The organism is Citricoccus sp. K5, from assembly GCF_902506195.1.
Classification (GTDB): domain Bacteria; phylum Actinomycetota; class Actinomycetes; order Actinomycetales; family Micrococcaceae; genus Citricoccus.
Genome location: NZ_LR732817.1, coordinates 962,845 through 980,721 on the forward strand (window position 1 = coordinate 962,845; position 17,877 = coordinate 980,721).

14 protein-coding genes are annotated in these 17,877 nt (G+C 69.3%); 11 read left to right on the forward strand and 3 right to left on the reverse strand.

Going from position 1 to position 17,877, the window contains the following annotated elements:
- Positions 1 to 22: 22 nt before the first annotated feature.
- The gene (locus tag BOSE125_RS04170) at positions 23 to 1,441 is read right to left on the reverse strand and encodes a UDP-glucose/GDP-mannose dehydrogenase family protein (RefSeq protein ID WP_159554684.1); all 1,419 of its coding nucleotides are present in this window, start codon (positions 1,439 to 1,441) and stop codon (positions 23 to 25) included.
- 290 nt (positions 1,442 to 1,731) lie between these two features.
- Between BOSE125_RS04170 and BOSE125_RS04175 the strand changes: the two genes are divergently transcribed.
- Positions 1,732 to 3,828, forward strand: a complete 2,097-nt coding sequence (locus tag BOSE125_RS04175; protein ID WP_159550250.1) for an acyltransferase family protein — start codon at positions 1,732 to 1,734, stop codon at positions 3,826 to 3,828.
- A 10-nt stretch (positions 3,829 to 3,838) separates the two neighbouring features.
- Here the strand turns inward: BOSE125_RS04175 and BOSE125_RS04180 are convergent, their stop codons facing one another.
- On the reverse strand, positions 3,839 to 4,606 hold the full coding sequence (locus tag BOSE125_RS04180; protein ID WP_159550253.1) for an IclR family transcriptional regulator: 768 nt from the start codon (positions 4,604 to 4,606) through the stop codon (positions 3,839 to 3,841).
- Positions 4,607 to 4,709: 103 nt separating this feature from the next.
- Between BOSE125_RS04180 and leuC the strand changes: the two genes are divergently transcribed.
- From leuC to BOSE125_RS04210, 6 genes are all read left to right on the forward strand, one after another.
- Positions 4,710 to 6,215, forward strand: coding sequence for a 3-isopropylmalate dehydratase large subunit (gene leuC / locus BOSE125_RS04185; protein WP_236557805.1), 1,506 nt, complete (start codon positions 4,710 to 4,712; stop codon positions 6,213 to 6,215).
- A gap of 1 nt (position 6,216) precedes the next feature.
- Positions 6,217 to 6,819, forward strand: coding sequence for a 3-isopropylmalate dehydratase small subunit (gene leuD, locus BOSE125_RS04190; RefSeq protein WP_159550256.1), 603 nt, complete (start codon positions 6,217 to 6,219; stop codon positions 6,817 to 6,819).
- Between the two features lie 120 nt (positions 6,820 to 6,939).
- A complete protein-coding gene (murA, locus tag BOSE125_RS04195; RefSeq protein WP_159550259.1) occupies positions 6,940 to 8,268 on the forward strand; it encodes a UDP-N-acetylglucosamine 1-carboxyvinyltransferase in 1,329 nt (442 codons plus the stop codon).
- A gap of 10 nt (positions 8,269 to 8,278) precedes the next feature.
- A complete protein-coding gene (locus BOSE125_RS04200) occupies positions 8,279 to 9,016 on the forward strand; it encodes a 1-acyl-sn-glycerol-3-phosphate acyltransferase (protein WP_159550262.1) in 738 nt (245 codons plus the stop codon).
- A complete protein-coding gene (locus BOSE125_RS04205) occupies positions 9,013 to 10,050 on the forward strand; it encodes an NAD(P)H-dependent glycerol-3-phosphate dehydrogenase (protein ID WP_159550265.1) in 1,038 nt (345 codons plus the stop codon). Before BOSE125_RS04200 ends, BOSE125_RS04205 begins: the two co-directional genes overlap by 4 nt.
- A 17-nt stretch (positions 10,051 to 10,067) precedes the next feature.
- Positions 10,068 to 11,201, forward strand: coding sequence for a D-alanine--D-alanine ligase family protein (locus tag BOSE125_RS04210; RefSeq protein WP_236558132.1), 1,134 nt, complete (start codon positions 10,068 to 10,070; stop codon positions 11,199 to 11,201).
- Between the two features lie 40 nt (positions 11,202 to 11,241).
- Here the strand turns inward: BOSE125_RS04210 and BOSE125_RS04215 are convergent, their stop codons facing one another.
- A complete protein-coding gene (locus BOSE125_RS04215; RefSeq protein ID WP_236557806.1) occupies positions 11,242 to 11,811 on the reverse strand; it encodes a DUF3515 domain-containing protein in 570 nt (189 codons plus the stop codon).
- 209 nt (positions 11,812 to 12,020) lie between these two features.
- Between BOSE125_RS04215 and BOSE125_RS04220 the strand changes: the two genes are divergently transcribed.
- Genes BOSE125_RS04220 through BOSE125_RS04235 form a run of 4 tightly spaced genes read left to right on the forward strand, consistent with a single transcriptional unit; the run spans position 12,021 to position 17,869 of the window.
- Entirely contained in the window at positions 12,021 to 13,115 is a 1,095-nt protein-coding gene (locus BOSE125_RS04220) for an LCP family protein (RefSeq protein ID WP_236557807.1), read from the forward strand.
- A gap of 29 nt (positions 13,116 to 13,144) precedes the next feature.
- A complete protein-coding gene (locus tag BOSE125_RS04225) occupies positions 13,145 to 14,623 on the forward strand; it encodes a polysaccharide biosynthesis tyrosine autokinase (RefSeq protein ID WP_159550268.1) in 1,479 nt (492 codons plus the stop codon).
- 10 nt (positions 14,624 to 14,633) lie between these two features.
- The gene (locus BOSE125_RS04230) at positions 14,634 to 15,641 is read left to right on the forward strand and encodes a DAK2 domain-containing protein (protein WP_236557808.1); all 1,008 of its coding nucleotides are present in this window, start codon (positions 14,634 to 14,636) and stop codon (positions 15,639 to 15,641) included.
- Complete coding sequence (locus BOSE125_RS04235) at positions 15,638 to 17,869, forward strand: ATP-dependent DNA helicase RecG (protein WP_159550271.1); 2,232 nt, start codon at positions 15,638 to 15,640, stop codon at positions 17,867 to 17,869. Before BOSE125_RS04230 ends, BOSE125_RS04235 begins: the two co-directional genes overlap by 4 nt.
- The last annotated feature ends 8 nt before the right edge of the window (positions 17,870 to 17,877 follow it).

Here is a 17,877-nt window from a genome sequence, read left to right on the forward strand (position 1 = left end):
GCCGGCGTCGTTCCCCGCGGCATCAGGCCGATGAGTCCGGCATGAAGCGGTGTCCGAGGGCGGCGTGGGTGAAGCCGGCTGCTTGCCAGGCGGCGGGGTCCAGGACGTTGCGGGCGTCGATGATGGTGCGGTGGTCCATGAGTCGGCCGATGTCCTCGGGGTCCATCTGGCGGAACTCGTCCCATTCGGTGAGCAGGATGAGCAGGTCGGCACCGATGACGGCCTTGGCGAGGGTGTTGACGTAGCCCAGGCGGGGGAACCGTCGGGCGGCGTTGGCGTTGCCCTTCGGGTCGTAGACCGCCACCTCCGCTCCGGCGGTGTAGAGCCGGTTGGCCACATCCAGGGCGGGGGAGTCGCGCACATCGTCCGAGTTGGGTTTGAAGGTGACTCCGAGGATCGCGATCTTCGCTCCGTTCAGGATCTCGACGGCGGCCGGGGAGGGCGCGGTGCCGGAGCCCTCGCCCACACCGGTGGTGCGGATCGCTCCGTTGAGGCTGTGGGAGAGGACCTGGACGGCGAGGTCGACCACGCGGTCGCGGCGGCGCAGGTTGATGTCGTCCATCTCGGCCAGGAAGCGCATGGTGCGGTCCAGCCCGAGTTCGGAGACCCTTGCCTGCAGCGCCCGGATGTCCTTGGGCAGGCAGCCGCCGCCGAAGCCGACGCCGGCGTTGAGGAACTTCCGTCCGATCCGGGGGTCGTGGCCGATCGCGTCGGCCAGGGTGCCGATGTCCCCGCCGACCTGCTCGGTGATCTCGGAGAAGGCGTTGATGAAGGAGATCTTCGTGGCCAGAAAGGCGTTGGCGGCGACCTTGACGAGTTCGGCGGTGGCGAAGTCCGTGGTGATCCACGGGGTGCCCTCGCCCAGGGACTTGGCATAGACCTGGCGCAGGATGTCCTCGGCGTGGGCCGATTGCACGCCGACGACCAGGCGGTCCGGGGTCAGGGTGTCCTTCACGGCATAGCCCTCGCGCAGGAACTCCGGATTCCAGGCCAGCTCGACCGTGCCTGGCAGGCCGGCGTGGGTGCGGGCCTCGGCCAGCAGGGTGCCCAGGCGTTCGGCGGTGCCGACCGGGACGGTGGACTTGCCCACGATCAGGGCGTCCCGGGTGATGTGCTCGGCCAGGGAGGCCACGGCGGCGTCCACGAAGCGCATATCGGCGGCCGTTTCGCCGGGTTTCTGCGGGGTGCCGACCCCGATGAAGTGCACATCGGCCCAGGTGCCGACCTCCTCGTAGGAGGTGGTGAACCGCAGACGACCGGACTGAACGTGCTTGATCAGCAGTTCCGGCAGGCCGGGCTCGTGGAAGGGCAGCTCCCCACGGGTCAACGCGTCGATCTTCGCCTGGTCGATGTCCAGGCCCAGGACCTCGAACCCCAGCTCCGCCATGCACGCCGCATGCGTGGCCCCCAAATAGCCCGTACCGACCACTGAGACGCGCAGCGGTGGCACGGGCGCGTGGTGGCCGCTGGGCTGCTGCGTTATCTGGTTCACGGAGGCATCCGTCCTGTCCGGTCGTCAACAACTTCCGCTCGGCAGGCTAGGGCTTCCACCGTATTTCCAGCCAACCAGCGCGCGAACATGGAGTCAACGCCTAGCGAATATCGTATTCCACCGCGGGCAGACCCGAACAGCAGTCTGCGCAGAACGGTGGATTCGGCCCTATGATGTCCGGGTAGTTCCCGACCCCCTGCGCGATCGGCCTGTGCCGGTCAGCCCCTCTCTGGAGACCCGTGACCTCGACCCTGGACAACGTGACAGCGGACCCTGCTCCGCGTCCGCGGGTGCGCCAGCCCAGCAGCTCGTTCCGCCCGGACATCCAGGGCCTGCGGGCATTCGCGGTCATCGCCGTCCTGCTGGACCACTTGTTCGCCTGGCCTGCCGGAGGCTTCCTGGGCGTGGATGTCTTCTTCGTCGTCTCGGGATTCCTGATCACCGGATTGCTGATCCGAGAGTACGAGCGGACCGGCACCATCTCCTTCCGGTCCTTCTACGAGCGTCGGATCAAACGCATCCTGCCTGCGTCCGTCCTGGTCCTCTTCGTGACCGGTGTGGCCGCCTGTGTGGTCTTCCCCCGGACACGGGCGGGCTCAACCCTCATCGATGCGGTCTGGTCCCTGTTCTTCGCGGGCAACTGGCGGTTCGCCACCAACGGCACGGACTACTTCCAGGAGGGAACCCCGCCCTCGCCGATCCAGCACTACTGGTCGCTCGGAGTGGAGGAACAGTTCTATGTGATCTGGCCGTGGCTCATGCTCGGTCTCCTGGCGCTGTTGACCCGCACTCGGCGCGGTTCCGCCCGCACCGTCCTGGGCGTGGCCATGGGCGTGATCATCCTGGGATCCTTCGTCTGGGCACTGGCGGAGACAGCCGGCGACCCCACGTGGGCCTACTTCTCGACCTTCTCCCGGGCGTGGGAGCTCGGCGTGGGCGCACTGCTGGCGGTCGCCGGCCCGCTGCTGCTGCGCATCCCCGGCGTTCTCCGCCCGATCCTGACGTGGGCCGGGCTGGCCGGGATGGTGGCGTCCGTCCTGTGGATCACCTCCGACGGGGGAGCGTTCCCTGCTCCGCTCGCTGCCGTGCCCGTCCTCTCGGTCGCCCTGGTCATCGCGGCCGGCGCCGGACCCGTTGCCCGGGCACCGTTGATCTTGACCAATCCGGTCAGCCGCTACATCGGCGACATCTCCTTCTCGCTGTACCTCTGGCACTGGCCGGTCATCGTCCTGCTGGTCGCCGTACTGCCCGCAGGATCCCCGGTGTACTACCTGTCCGCCCTGGTGCTGTCCTTCGTCCTGTCCGTGGTCAGCTACCACGTCATCGAGGACCCACTCCGGCGGGCCCCCTGGTTCCGCCGTCCGGCGGTTCCGGCCACGAGCCGGCGCCGGCGGAACCCGTCCCGTCTCCGGGTCGCCGTGGCCGTGTTGGCCGTCGTGGTCGTGGTCGGCACCTCCACCGCGGTCGTCACCCTACGCAGTGACACCGAGGCATCCCAGGCCGCGGGAGTGGGAGCCGAACAACTCAAGAAGGAATGCCTGGGAGCCGGCTCCCTGGAGTCCTCAGCGGACTGCCGAGCCCTCGGTGATTCGTTGTGGCCGTCCATTGACGCCTATGCCACAGAGGTGGGGGGCTCCTTCCAGTGCTGGCGTGAGGAGGGCGGGGCCGCGTTCCCGGAATGCGATCTCGGTGCTGCCGACGGAGACCTCAAGGTGGCCCTTCGTGGCGACAGCCATGCGGCCTCGCTGCTGCCGGCTCTGGAGCCGATCGCCGTGGAACAGGGCTGGGACCTGGACGTCTTCACCGGCTGGGGCTGCCACTGGTATGTCCACGACGAGGGAGACGACTGCCACGGCCCGTTGGAACAAGCTCAGGATCGGATGCTGACGGGAGAGCCCTACGATGTCGTCATCGTGTCCTCTTCGAGGTATGACGTGGTCCGCTCCGCGCAAGACCGGATGGAGCGATACGAGCAGGCCTGGGAGCCGGTGGCCGCCCGCGGCACGAAAATCATCGTGGTGGCCGACGTCCCGGCCACCACTGACGAGGCCCTTCAATGCATGACCCGCGTGGGCTTCACGCCCCAGGACCACGACTGCGGCGCTAGTGCCCAGGAGGCCTTTGGGATGGTCGATCCGCTCCCCGAGGTGGCGTCCCGGATTGACGGGGCCGAGGTCATCGACCTGTCACAGTTCTTCTGCTCCGATGACTTCTGCCCGGCCGTGATCGGCAACGCCGTGGTCTACCGGGACTCTAAGGCGCATACGACAGCGACTTACATGCGCACCCTGAAGCCGGCGCTCGAGGAGCGGCTTTTGGCGATCCTGGGCGGGTAGGACTTCGGGGTCACCGGATCGGTGTCGACACGCCTGTGGAGCGGACCAGCTCGGTGAGGTTGTGCGCGTGACGAATCACCGTCTCCGCGTGGACCCGTCCGGGTTGGCGGGTCAACCGTTCGATGGGCCCGGAGATGGACATGGCGGCGATCACCCGTCCGCTCGGACCGCGCACCGGTGCCGAGACGGAGGCGACTCCAGGCTCGCGTTCCCCCAGCGACTGGGCCCACCCCCGGCGACGGACGGCGGCCAGGACCGTGGGGGTGTAGACGGCCCCGTTGAGACCCTCGACGAGCCGTTCATTGTCCTCCCACGCCAGCAGCACCTGTGCGGCGGAGCCTGCCTTCATGGACAGCCGCGTTCCGACCGGAATGGTGTCGCGGAGCCCCACGGGCCTCTCGGCACTGGCGACGCACACGCGGGCGTCGGCCTGCCGGCGGAAGAGCTGGGAGCTTTCCCCGGTGGCATCCCGCAGCCGGGACAGCACAGGGCCGGCGGCCGCCGTCAGCCGGTCCTCGCCGGCAGCCGAGGCGAGCTCGGAGAGTCTGCTCCCCAGGACGTAGCGGCCCTGCAGGTCCCGGCCGACCAGCCGGTGGTGAACGAGTGCCGATGCGAGGCGATGGAGGGTGGGCCGCGCGATCCCCGTGGCGGAGACCAGCTCGGCCAGCGACGTCGGCCCGGCCTCGAGGGCGTCCAGGATGGCGGCGGCCTTGTCCACCACGCCGACCCCGCTGGGGGTGTGGAGGGCCTGCGGTGTCTCGTGCTCCGAAGTGTCCATACTCTGATACTAGCGTCTCATTATGTGAGACATTCGCGGAGGTGATGGCCACCGTCGGCGCCACGGTGCCAGAGTATGGATGTCACTGGTGGAAGGACACGAGATGGTAGCCAAGGCATCCCCTGAAAACGTAGCCGCAACAGTCGCAACGGCCTCAGCAGCTGCAACCCCGCGGACGCTGGCCGAGAAGGTCTGGCAGGATCACGTGGTGGTCCCCGGCGACGGTGCCGGCGACGCCCAGACCCCCGACCTGCTGTACATCGACTTGCACATCATGCACGAGGTCACCAGCCCCCAGGCCTTCGAGGGGCTGCGCCTGGCGGGCCGCACCGTCCGGCGCCCCGACCTCACGATCGCCACCGAGGACCACAACACGCCCACGTTGGAGATCGACAAGCCGATCGCCGACCCGGTCTCGGCCAAGCAGATCCAGACCCTGCGGGACAACGCCCAGGAGTTCGGGATCCGTCTCCATTCCCTCGGAGACGCCGAACAGGGCATCGTCCACGTGGTGGGACCGCAGTTGGGCCTGACGCAGCCGGGCATGACCGTGGTGTGCGGCGACTCGCACACCTCCACGCACGGGGCCTTCGGGGCCCTGGCCTTCGGCATCGGCACCTCCGAGGTCGAGCATGTGCTCGCCACCCAGTCCCTGCCGCTGAAACCGTTCAAGACCATGGCCATCACCGTCGAGGGCACCCTCCGGGCAGGGGTGACCGCCAAGGACATCATCCTCGCGGTCATCGCGAAGATCGGTACCGGTGGCGGGCAGGGGTACGTCCTGGAGTACCGTGGCTCGGCCATCCGGGCGCTGTCCATGGACGCGCGCATGACCATCTGCAACATGTCGATCGAGGCCGGTGCCCGCGCCGGCATGATCGCCCCGGACGAGACGACCTTCGAATTTATCAAGGGCCGTCCCCACGCCCCCCAGGGCGAGGACTGGGACGCCGCCGTCGAGTACTGGTCCAGCCTGCCCACGGACGAGGGTGCGGCCTTCGACGCCGAGGTCTTCCTGGATGCCGACGAGCTGGAGCCCTTCGTCACCTGGGGTACGAACCCGGGGCAGGGTGTGTCCCTGAGTGACACTGTGCCGATCCCGGAGCATTTCGACGACCCGAACGCCCGGGCCGCCGCCGAGCGCGCGCTGGAGTACATGGACCTGACCGCCGGCATGCCGATGAAGGACATCCGGGTGGACACCGTCTTCCTGGGCTCCTGCACCAACTCCCGGCTCGAGGACCTGCGCACCGCGGCCGCGATCATCAAGGGGCGGACCAAGGACGAGAACGTGCGGATGATCGTGGTCCCCGGCTCCGCCCGGGTGCGACTGGAGGCGGAGGCCGAGGGCCTGGACCGCGTGTTCAAGGATTTCGGTGCGGAATGGCGCTTCGCCGGCTGCTCCATGTGCCTCGGGATGAACCCGGACCAGTTGGCTCCGGGAGAGCGGTGCGCGTCCACGTCCAACCGCAACTTCGAGGGGCGTCAGGGCAAGGGTGGCCGCACCCACCTGGTCTCGCCGGTGGTCGCGGCCGCGACCGCGATCCGCGGCACGCTGTCCTCGCCGTCCGACCTGGCGGCATTCGAATCCGAACTGCAGGAGGCCTGACATGGAACCCTTTACCAGCCACACCGGGATCGGCGTTCCGTTGAAGCAGTCCAATGTGGACACGGACCAGATCATCCCGGCGGTCTATCTCAAACGGATCACCCGTACCGGATTCGAGGACGCCCTGTTCGCCGGCTGGCGCAAGGACCCGGAGTTCATCCTGAACCGGGAGCCCTACTCGGCCGGCTCCGTCCTGGTGGCGGGCCCGGACTTCGGCACGGGTTCCTCCCGCGAGCACGCGGTGTGGGCCCTGAAGGACTTCGGGTTCAAGGTGGTCCTGTCCGCCCGCTTCGCGGACATCTTCCGCGGCAACTCCGGCAAGCAGGGACTGCTGGCCGCCGAGGTGGACCAGCCGGACATCGAGCTGATCTGGAAGGAGCTCGAAAACCATCCCGGCACTCAGGTGACGGTGGACCTGGAGGGTCGCACCGTGACCTGTGGTTCGTTCAGCACCGGCTTCCAGGTGGACGACTACACGCGCTGGCGCCTGAGGGAGGGGCTCGATGACATCGGCCTCACCCTGCGCACGGAGCAGGAGATCACCGACTTCGAGGCGAGCCGGCCGGCCTACAAGCCCGCCACGCTTCCGGCCCGCATCTCCTGATCCGGGACTGATCCGGCTTCGCCCCGTATGCTGGTGTGCGGATCTGCGCCGGGCCCGTCCCGGCCATCCACACACCAGCGACGGCCCGTCCCGGCGGGCCACGGAGGAATGCCACTGTCTATGGGAAATCTGCTGACGATCAACGGCGGCAAGCCGCTCGAGGGACGCGTGACCGTCCGTGGCGCCAAGAACCTGGTGCCGAAGGCCATGGTGGCCTCGCTACTAGGCAGCAAACCGTCGGTCCTGCGCAATGTCCCGGAGATCCGGGACGTCGAGATCGTCACCGGTCTGCTCTCCGTCCACGGGGTCAAGGTCACCAAGGACCCGGAGACCGGGGACCTCACCCTGGACCCGGCGGCCACCAAGTCCGCCACCAGCTCGGAGATCGACGCCCACGCCGGTGACTCCCGCATCCCGATCCTGTTCTGCGGTCCTCTGATGCACTCCATCGGCGAGGCCTTCATCCCGGACCTGGGCGGCTGCAAGATCGGTGACCGGCCGATCGACTTCCACCTCACCGTGCTGCGCAGCTTCGGTGCCGTGGTGGAGAAGCGCCCCGGCGGTATCCACATCTCCGCGCCGAAGGGTCTGACCGGGGCGAAGCTGGAACTGCCGTACCCCTCGGTCGGGGCCACGGAGCAGGTGCTGCTGACGGCCGTGAAGGCGGAGGGCATCACCGAGCTCAAGGGCGCCGCCGTGGAGCCGGAGATCCACGACCTGATCCACATCCTCCAGAAGATGGGCGCCATCATCACGGTGCAGACCGATCGCACCATCCGGATCGAGGGTGTGGACCGGCTCACCGGTTTCAACCACCGCGCCATCCCAGACCGCAACGAGTCGGCCTCGTGGGCCTCTGCCGCCCTCGTGACGCAGGGGGACATCTACGTCGAAGGCGCCATACAGCGGGACCTCACCGCCTTCCTGAACACCTACCGCAAGATCGGCGGGGAGTTCGAGGTCGACGATCATGGCATTCGCTTCTGGCACGGTGGGGGCCGGCTCAAGCCCCTCGTGCTGGAGACCAATGTGCACCCGGGATTCATGACCGACTGGCAGCAGCCGCTCGTCGTGGCCCTGACCCAGGCGGAAGGCGTCTCGATCGTGCATGAGACCGTCTACGAGAACCGCTTCGGGTTCACCGATGCCCTGGTCCGCATGGGTGCCTCCATCCAGCTGCACCGTGAATGTCTCGGGTCCGTGCCCTGCCGGTTCGGCCAGCGCAACTTCCTGCACTCCGCCGTCATCTCGGGACCCACCGAGTTGCACGGCGCTGACTTCGACATCCCCGATCTGCGGGGCGGGTTCTCCCACCTCATCGCCGCCCTCGCGGCCCAGGGGACCTCACGGGCCACCGGCATCGAGATCATCAACCGCGGCTACGAGAAGTTCATGGACAAGCTGACCGGCCTCGGGGCAGACGTCGAGCTGAGCAGCCTGGGCCGCTAGGGGACCTCTCGTGACCGAATCCACCGGACTGCGCGCCGGCTACTTCGCGGCGGCCTCCCTCGTCCGTCCCACGCTCAACGCCATCATGTCCAAGGAGTGGCAGGGCGGCCACCACATCCCGGAGTCGGGATTCATCGTGTGCGCCAACCACATCTCCAACCTGGACCCGTTGGCCCTGGGCCACATGGTCTACAGCCAGGGCCACCTGCCGCACTTCCTGGCCAAGTCCGAGCTGTTCCAGCTGCCGGTCGTGGGTGGACTGCTGACCCGGATGCGGCAGATCCCCGTGGACCGAGCCCGTGGCGGCAATGAGTCCCTCGTGGCGGCCGACCGGGTGCTCGCCGAGGGCGGGGCGATCATCATCTACCCCGAGGGAACCCTCACTGCGGACCCGGACCTGTGGCCGATGAAGGCGAAGACCGGGGCGGCACGATTGGCCCTCAAGACCGGGGTGCCGGTCATCCCGGTGGCCCAGTGGGGCATCCATGAGGTGCTGCCGAAGACGGCCAGGACACCCCGGCTCCGGCCCCGCGGGACGGGACGGATCCGCATCGGCGCCCCCGTGCCCCTGGAGGACCTGCGGAAGTCCACGCTGACGCGGTCCGTGCTGGAGACCGCCAGCGAACGCATCATGACGGCCATCACCGGCGAACTCGAGGCCCTCCGTGGCGAGGACGCCCCGGAGGGACGGTGGAATCCACGCACCGGTCAACGGGAAGCGGGCCACCGGGGCCAGGGGATCTCGTGAACGCGCGCCCCGAGAAGCTGGTGGTGGTCGGAGCCGGCAGCTGGGGGACCACCTTCGCGAAGGTCCTGGCGGACAGCGCCATCGAGCGGGGAGTGGTCGAGCCGGAGATCGTGCTCTGGGCACGCCGTCCCGAGGTGGCGGAGGACATCACCGCCCGGAAGCGGAACACCGACTATCTTCCTGACATCGACCTGCCGGCGTGCCTGAGCGCCACCACCGAACTGGCGGAGGCCGTCGCCGGCGCCGGACTCGTGGTGCTGGCCATCCCCGCCCAGGAGGTCCGGGGGCACCTGCCGACCATCCGCGCCCACCTGGACCCGGCCGCCGTCGTGGTGTCCCTGGTCAAGGGGTTGGAACGCGGTACCGACGCCCGGATGAGCGAGCTGTGCGCCGAGGAACTCGGCCTGCCGGACGATCGGTTCGCCGTGGTGTCCGGGCCGAACCTGGCCCTGGAGATCGCTCGCCAGGAGCCGACGGCGACCGTGGTGGCCTCCGCGGACCCCGCCACGGCCGAGTGGATCGCGGTGCGGACCTCTGGCCCGTACTTCCGGCCCTACACCAACACGGACGTGACCGGCGTCGAGATCTGCGGCGTGGTCAAGAACGTGATCGCGCTGGCCGTGGGGATCTGCGACGGCCTGGGCTACGGGGACAACTCCAAGGCCTCCGTCATCACCCGAGGGCTGGCCGAGACCGCACGCCTGGTGGAGAGCCTCGGGGGCCAGGCCGGGACCCTCGCCGGGCTTGCCGGGCTGGGCGACCTGGTGGCCACGTGTGCCTCGCCCCTGTCTCGCAACAGGACTGCCGGCCGGCACCTCGGCCAGGGGCTCAGCGTGGAGGAGGCCACCGCGCGGCTCAAGCAGACCGCCGAGGGCATGAAGTCCGTCTCCGCGGTGGTCGATCTCGCCCGGCGACACGGAGTGGAGATGCCGATCAGTGAGGCCATGAATGCCGTGATCGCGGGCACCCTCGATGTAGACACCCTGGCGGGGCTGCTGCTGTCCCGCGACCTGAAACCGGAAGGACGATCGTGACCACGGAACCAGACCGCATCACTCGGCAGGGGTCTGGCGCCCACGGCCGTCTCCGCGTGCTCGTGCTCTTCGGAGGCCGCTCCAGCGAGCACCCGATCAGCTGCATCACCGCCGCCGGCGTGCTGAACGCCATGGACCCGGACCGGTACGAGGCGGTGCCCGTCGGGATCACGGCGACCGGCCGGTGGCACGGCTTCGAGGCAGACCCGGCGCACTGGAACCTGTCCGGCGGGGACCTGCCCCAGGTCCCCGAGCCGGCCGATCCGCTCGCGTTGCGCTGCACCGAGGGGGGCGGCCACGAGCTCGTCTCCGTGGCCAGCGGGGAATCACACGGGGCCATCGATGTGGTGTTCCCACTGCTGCACGGGCCGTTCGGCGAGGACGGGACCTTGCAGGGAGAGCTCGAGATGGCCGCCGTGCCGTACGTTGGCGCCGGCGTGCTCGCCTCTGCCGTGGGCATGGACAAACACTTCATGAAGGTCGCCTTCCAGGCCGCCGGGCTGCAGGTCGGGCCGTGGGAGACCATCACGGACCGCCAATGGCGTGGTGAGCCAGAGGCCGTTCTCGAGAGGGCCGCCGCCCTGGCCTTTCCCGTGTTCGTCAAGCCGGCCCGGGCGGGTTCCTCCTTCGGGATCACCCGAGTGGCGGATGCCGAGGGCCTCGCCGCCGCGATCGAGGAGGCCCGCCGCTTCGACCCCAAGGTCGTCGTCGAGGCCGGGATCGTCGGCCGCGAGATCGAGTGCGCGGTGCTGGACGGCCATGGACTCCAGGCGCCGAGGGCCTCCCTGCCCGGCGAGATCGTGGTCCATGACGGCTCCGGCCAGCACGAGTTCTACGATTTCCAGGCCAAGTACCAGGACGACACCGCGGCAGACCTGTCCTGCCCGGCTGACCTGCCCGAGGCGGCCATCGACACGGTGCGCCGGCTCGCCGTCGTGGCCTTCGACGCCGTGGACGCCGAGGGCCTGTCCCGCGTGGACTTCTTCTACACTCCCGCCGGCGAATTCGTCATCAACGAGATCAACACGATGCCGGGCTTCACCCCGATCAGCATGTACCCCGCCATGTGGGAGCGGTCCGGGCTGGCCTACGGCGAACTGATCGACGAGCTCCTGCAGCTCGCTCTCGAGCGCGGCACCGGGCTCCACTAGGTCCGGCGCGCCGGCCTTCTCCGAGCGCCGGGCCCCACCACTACGACGACGGCGCGTCCGCTCCCGGAATCGGCGCCTCGGTGGGGGCCGAGGTGGTGCACCCGCCGGTGGCGGGGATGCGTCCCACGGCCGAGGAGAGGTCCACCATGACGGAGCTCGACGCCGCCCGGGTGTCATCGAACAGCACCTCGATCGCGGGGGAGCGGCCATAGGTGGTCAGGGTCCAGAACTCCCCGTCGTCCCGCGTGACCCAGTCGATGCCGTTGGCCGTCACGCAGTGCTCGGTGGTGGGCCCCGGGACGGGGACGCCACAGCGGAGGATGACGGCTGAGGGCTCGCCCCAAGCGGCCGTGGCCTGGCTGTCCGTCTCCCGGCGGTCGAAACCGGCGACGGCGTCCGGCAGGGACACCATCGCCTCGGCACACACCGGGTCGGTCGCCTCCGGGGCGGCCTCGACATCGGCGACTGGCGCGCTGCATCCACTGACGATCAGGCCGAGGCCCACCACTGCGACGGCCCCGACGGTCCGGAACCTGCGAACCCGGGACAGCCCGGGACGGGACATCCGGGTGAGACCCGGTGCGGTGGAACGCTCGGCAGGGGTGGTCATCACAGAACGACAAGGAGGCACGCCGGGGGAAAGCATGCTGACAGCCTACGACGAGGGCCCGGGACAGTGCCTTATCATGGGACGAGCACCACAGGCGAGGGGCCATGACGGGCAGGTTGCCTGTGGCACGCGCACGGAGGGCCCTGAGGCCTCGGTGACCGCGTGTGGGACCCACTGCCGCCGATACCGACCGACCCCGGAGGACCTCTGTGTCTGAACCCTCGTCTGACCTCTCCGACTCCGTGGGTGACACGGGAGACGACGGATCCGGGGGCCAGCGCGGCCGCGGTCACCGCAAGAAGCGGAAGAAGCGGAAGAACCGGGCCGTCTGGCTGACACTCGGCATCGTCCTGGTCCTGGTCATCGGGGCCGGCGCCGTGGCCATCGGGTACCTGGCGAACCTCGCCTCCACGTTCGACAACGACACGCAACGCTTCGAGACGACGTTCCCGGAGGCGGAGTCCCGTCCCACCAAGGCACCGGCCGCCGAGGGCAAGGAGGAGCCGCTCAACATCCTGCTGCTCGGATCCGACTCCGGTGGCGGCTCGGGCGAGACGGAGAACCTGGCCGGGGTACCCCAGTCGGGGCGGTCCGACACGATGATGTGGGTCCACATCCCCGGTGACCGGGAGGCCGTCTATGTGATGTCTGTCATGCGCGACCTCTGGGTGGAGATCCCGGGCGAGGGAACCCACAAGCTCAACGCCGCCTACTCCTTCGGTGGCGTGCCGAAGACAGTCCAGACCCTGGAAGGACTGTTCGGCACCCGGATCGACCACGTGGCCTCTGTGGACATGGCTGGGTTCGAAGGCCTGGTGGATTCGCTCGGAGGCGTGGACATCACCGTTCCGGAGGCCTTCCAGGCGGGCAATGGCGGCCAGTCCTTCCAGGCCGGGGCCCAGCACATGGACGGTGACACGGCATTGTCCTTCGTCCGCGAGCGGTATGCCTTCTCCGACGGCGACTATTCGCGCGTCCAGAATCAGCAGTTGTTCCTGAAGGCGGTGGCGCAGAAGGTGCTGACCGCGGAAACCCTGACAAACCCCGGCAGGATCTCGGATATGGTGGGTGGGTTGTCTCCATACCTGACGCTCGATGAAACCCTTGACTCAGGGGAAATGATCTCCATCGGCAGGACCATGACGGACATCCGTTCGGACGACCTGGAAATGTTCACGGTGCCCACCAATGGAGTGGGCCGCGCGAGGGGCCAGTCAGTCGTCTGGCCGGACGAAGAGGCGATTGAGGAGATCGGCGCGGCGCTGAGCCAAGACGATGTGGCCTCATACCTTTCCGGTCAGTGACCGGCACACACTTACGAAAGGATCGCGACTTGGACCTTCGCGACTATATCCGGATCCTGCGGAACAACTGGCTGTCAATCCTGCTGGTGACCCTCTTGGGGGTGGCCGTAGCCGCCGGTGCCACGGCGCTGACGAAGCCGACCTACACCGCCCGGACACAGATCTTCGTGGCCGTGAACTCCGGTGACACCGCGAGCGACATCCTGCAGGGCTCCAGCTTCTCCGAGAAGCGGGTCACGTCCTATGTCAGCCTCGCCACCAGCCCGCGCGTCCTGGCGCCCGTCATCGAAGACCTCGGCCTGGACCTGACCGTGCAGGGGCTGGCCGCCACCATCGAGGCCACGGCCCCGCCGCAGACCGTGCTGATCAACCTCTCGGCCAGTCACGAGGATCCCGCCCAGTCGGCGGAGATCGCCAACGCCGTGGCAGAGTCGCTGATCGCGACCGTGTATGAGGTCGAGGATCCGGGGGGCTCCAACGATCCGCTGGTGGACCTGTCCGTGGTGGAGCAGGCCTCTGTGCCGCTGACCCCGTCGAGCCCCCGAGTGGCCCTGAACCTCGTCCTGGGCTTGGTGGTGGGCGCCGCACTCGGCGTGGCCTTCGCCCTGCTCCGCACTCTTCTGGACTCCCGCGTCCGCAACCGCGAGGATGTCGAGCGCATCACTGACGCCCCGATCCTGGGTGCCTTCGCCGACCACAAGTCGGCCGAGGAGGAACCGATCATCTCGCTGGACGACCAGTTCGATCCGCGGGCCGAGAACTACCGTCAGCTGCGCACCCACCTGAAGTTCACCAATGTGGACGGCGGCACCCAGTCCGTGGTCGTGACGTCCTCCATCCCGGGCGAGGGCAAGACCACCACCTCGTGCAACCTCGGCGTCATGATGGCCGAATCGGGCAGCCGGGTCGTCATCATCGACGCTGACCTCCGCCGTCCCCGCGTCGCGAAGACACTCGGACTGGAAGGAGCCGTGGGCCTGTCCACGATCCTGTCCGGCCAGATCGACCTCGAGGACGCCATCCAGTCCTGGGGCCCGGACGGCGAACTGGACATCATCACCTCCGGCGAGATCCCGCCGAACCCCTCCGAGCTGCTCGGCTCCGAGGCCATGCGCCGCCTGCTGCGCCAGCTCGAGGGACGTTACGACGTGGTGCTCCTCGACGCCCCGCCGCTGCAGCCGGTCACCGACCCGACGGTCCTGGCCTCCATGGCCTCCGGTGTCATGCTCGTCACCCGCGTGGACGGTTACGTCCACCGTGAGCAACTCCAGGGCGGTCTGGACAGCCTGGCCTCCGTGGACGCCCGCGTACTGGGCCTGGTGCTGACCCGCGTGCCGCAGAAGCGTGGCACGTACTACGCGTACCAGTACGCCTATGAGTCGGACGTCGTGGAACCCACGTCGGCCCGCCGTTCCCAGGGCGGCCGTTCCTCCAGCGCCGGTGGCGCCTCCACCCGGGGCAGGGGACAGTCGAACCAGAAGGCCCTGACGGGTATGCGATTCCGGTGAGGCACCGGGCATGACCATGGAGGACACTCCACGCCGGAGTCCCTCGCGGGTGCACCAGTGGCTGGAGCTGGCGGAGACCGTCCTGGGCAATGCCTCGGATCGGATGGATGCCATCAACATCTTCCCGGTCCCGGACGGTGACACCGGCAGCAACCTGTACGGAACCGTTCGCGCGGCCCGTGCCGCGGTGACCGAGGAGACCACGGAGGACGTCGGTGCCCTGATGTCCCTCGCCGGCCGCGCCGCGCTGGACCAGGCGCGCGGCAACTCCGGGACGCTGCTGGCCGTGATGCTGATCGGCATGTCCGAACCGCTGACCGGCCACGAGCGCCTCGCGGCCCCGACCCTGGCCGCAGCTCTCGAACGCGCCCAGACCAGCTGTTGGGCCGCCCTGTCCGATCCGCAGGAGGGCACCATGTTGACGGTGCTCGCGGCGGCCGCCAGGGCGGCGTCCGAGCATGCCGCCGGACTGCGGGGCCAACCCGACGACCAGGTCATGAGCCGCCGGGAACTCGGCGCCGCACTGGATGCGATCGTGGGCGCCGCCTGGCAGGCCGTGGTCCAGACAGAGGGGCAGCTGCCCGCCCTGACGGCAGCACACGTGGTCGATGCGGGCGGCATGGGACTGCTGCTGGTGCTCGACTCCCTGCGGGCCACGGTCATGGGCACCAGCATCGATCCGGGACTGCTGGACGGGCTGCACGGGTTCTCCGCCTCAGACCCGCACATCCACGAGGGCCTGGACTCGCCGGTGGGCTATGAGCTGATGTGCAGCATCTCACTGGATCCCCTCACCGCCGCCACCCTGCGGTTCGAGCTCAATGACATGGGGGACTCCGTGATCATGAGCCCCGTCGGCACCTCCGGTGCGGACAGTGGGGAGCTCAACTCCGCCGTGCGGTGGAGACTGCACGTCCACGTGGATGACCACGCTGCCGCAGAGGCCTTGGTCCGCAAGGCCGGCGAACCGGAGAACCTGGTGATCACCTCCCTGCAGGACCCGGAGACCGGCGGGTGAGACCGGATCCGCTCCATCAGCCGCTCGACCGGCTCCTGGGCGGCCGCACCGGCCAGCGCCTGGACCGGGAGTTGGGGCTCGGCACCGTTCGGGACCTGTTGGAGCACTTCCCCCGGCGCTGGATCGAGCGCGGGGAACTGACGCCGATCGCCTCCCTGCCCGTCGGCGACCAGGTCACCGTGGTCGCCCGCGTGGTGTCCGTGGACCGCCGGAACATGCACTCCCGGCGAGGGTTCATCGTGGACGTCACGGTGACGGACGATGACCCGCTGCGTCCGGCCTCCCTCGACATGGCCTTCTTCAACAGCTACGAGGCACTGCGCCGGATCCAGCCGGGCCACCGGGCCATGTTCCAAGGCAAGACCGCCCTCTACCGGGGCGAGAAGACGCTGAACAACCCGGACTTCTCCGTGCTGGACGAGGCCGAGGACCCGGGCGAGGAGGACCTGGCCCCGGTGCCGCTCTATCCGGCCACGGCGAAGGTCCCCAGCTGGGTCCTGCGGGCCAGCATCGGCACTGTCCTGGACGCCCTGGACGCCGACGCACTCCGGGAGCCGGTCCCGGCCGACCTGCTCGAGGAGGCGTCCACGGACGGCGTCCCCCTGCCTGGACTCGCCGCCGCCTACCGGGACATCCACCGCCCGGCCGTGGTGGCGGACGCGCTCAGGGCCCGGCGCCGGTTCGCCCTGCAGGAGGCCCTGGTGCTCCAGGGGGCACTGGCCGTGCGGCGCCACGCGGCGTCGATGCCGGACGCGGTGTCCCGCGCCGCCGCCGGGAACGGGCTGCTGGCCGCCCTGGACGCACGGCTGCCCTTCACGCTGACCGACGGCCAGGTCTCCGCCGGGGAGACGATCTCCGCCGACCTGGCCCGTGACCGGCCCATGAGCCGCCTGCTGCAGGGCGAGGTGGGCTCCGGCAAGACGCTCGTGGCGCTGCGCGCCATGGCGCAGGTCGTGGATGCCGGCGGGCAGGCCGCCCTGGTTGCCCCCACGGAGGTGCTGGCGGCGCAGCACTACCGCTCACTGACGGCCACGCTCGGACCCCTCGCGCACGCCGGCCGGCTGGACGCCCCGGACGGACCTGCCACTGAGGTCGTCCTGTTGACCGGTTCTCTGACGACCGCCCAGCGGCGTGAGGCGTTGTTGAAGATCGCCTCCGGCCAGGCCGGTCTGGTGGTCGGTACCCATGCCCTGTTCTCCGGAATCGTGCAATTCGCCGACCTGGGGCTGGCGGTCGTGGACGAGCAGCACCGTTTCGGTGTGGACCAGCGCGAGGCGCTGCGCCGGGAGAATCCCGGTACCCACCTGCTGGTCATGAGTGCCACCCCGATCCCTCGCTCCGTGGCGATGACTGTGTTCGGTGACCTGGACCTCACCCTCCTGCCCGGGCTGCCGTCCGGTCGGCAGCCGGTGGCCACCCACCTCGCCCGGATGGCCCATGGCCCCCGGATCATCGGCCGCGTCTGGGAGGTGGTCGCCGAACAGGTGGCCGCGGGACACCAGGCGTTCGTGGTGTGCCCCAAGATCGACCCCACCGACCGCCGGGACAACGCTGACAATCCTGACAGCCCTGCCAGTATCGACAGCCCCGCCGGCATGGCCCGGGATCACCGTCACGACGCTGCGGTCGAGGACATGGTGCCCCGGCTCGCCTCCCTGCCCGTGCTGCAGGGCGCGCGCATCGCCGGACTGCACGGTCGGCAGGACCAACAGACGCAGGCGGAGACCATGAGCCGCTTCGTGGCCGGGGACCTCGACATCCTGGTGGCCACCACCGTGGTCGAGGTCGGCGTGGACGTGCCCAACGCCACCGTCATGGCCATCCTGGATGCGGACGCCTTCGGCCTGTCCACCCTCCACCAGCTGCGTGGGCGGGTGGGCCGTGGTGCGGCACCGGCCACCTGCCTGCTCGTCACCCGGCTGCCGGACGGGCATCCGGCGATCGACCGGCTCGAGGTGGTCGCCGGCACCCAGGACGGTCTCGAGATCGCGCGCGCCGACGTCCAGCAGCGCGGCGAGGGGGACGTGCTCGGGGCCGCCCAGCACGGCGGGAGCCGGCTGAAGGTCTTGCGGGTGCTCCAGCATGCGGACCTCATCGAACTGGCCGCCGGATGGGTGGCGGTGCATCAGTCTGCCGCGGGCACGCTGGACCACCCGGAGCTGGCGGCGGCCGTGCAGGCCTGGGAGGCCGGCCATGAGGACACCGGCGACTACATCGAGAAGGGCTGACCGGGCCC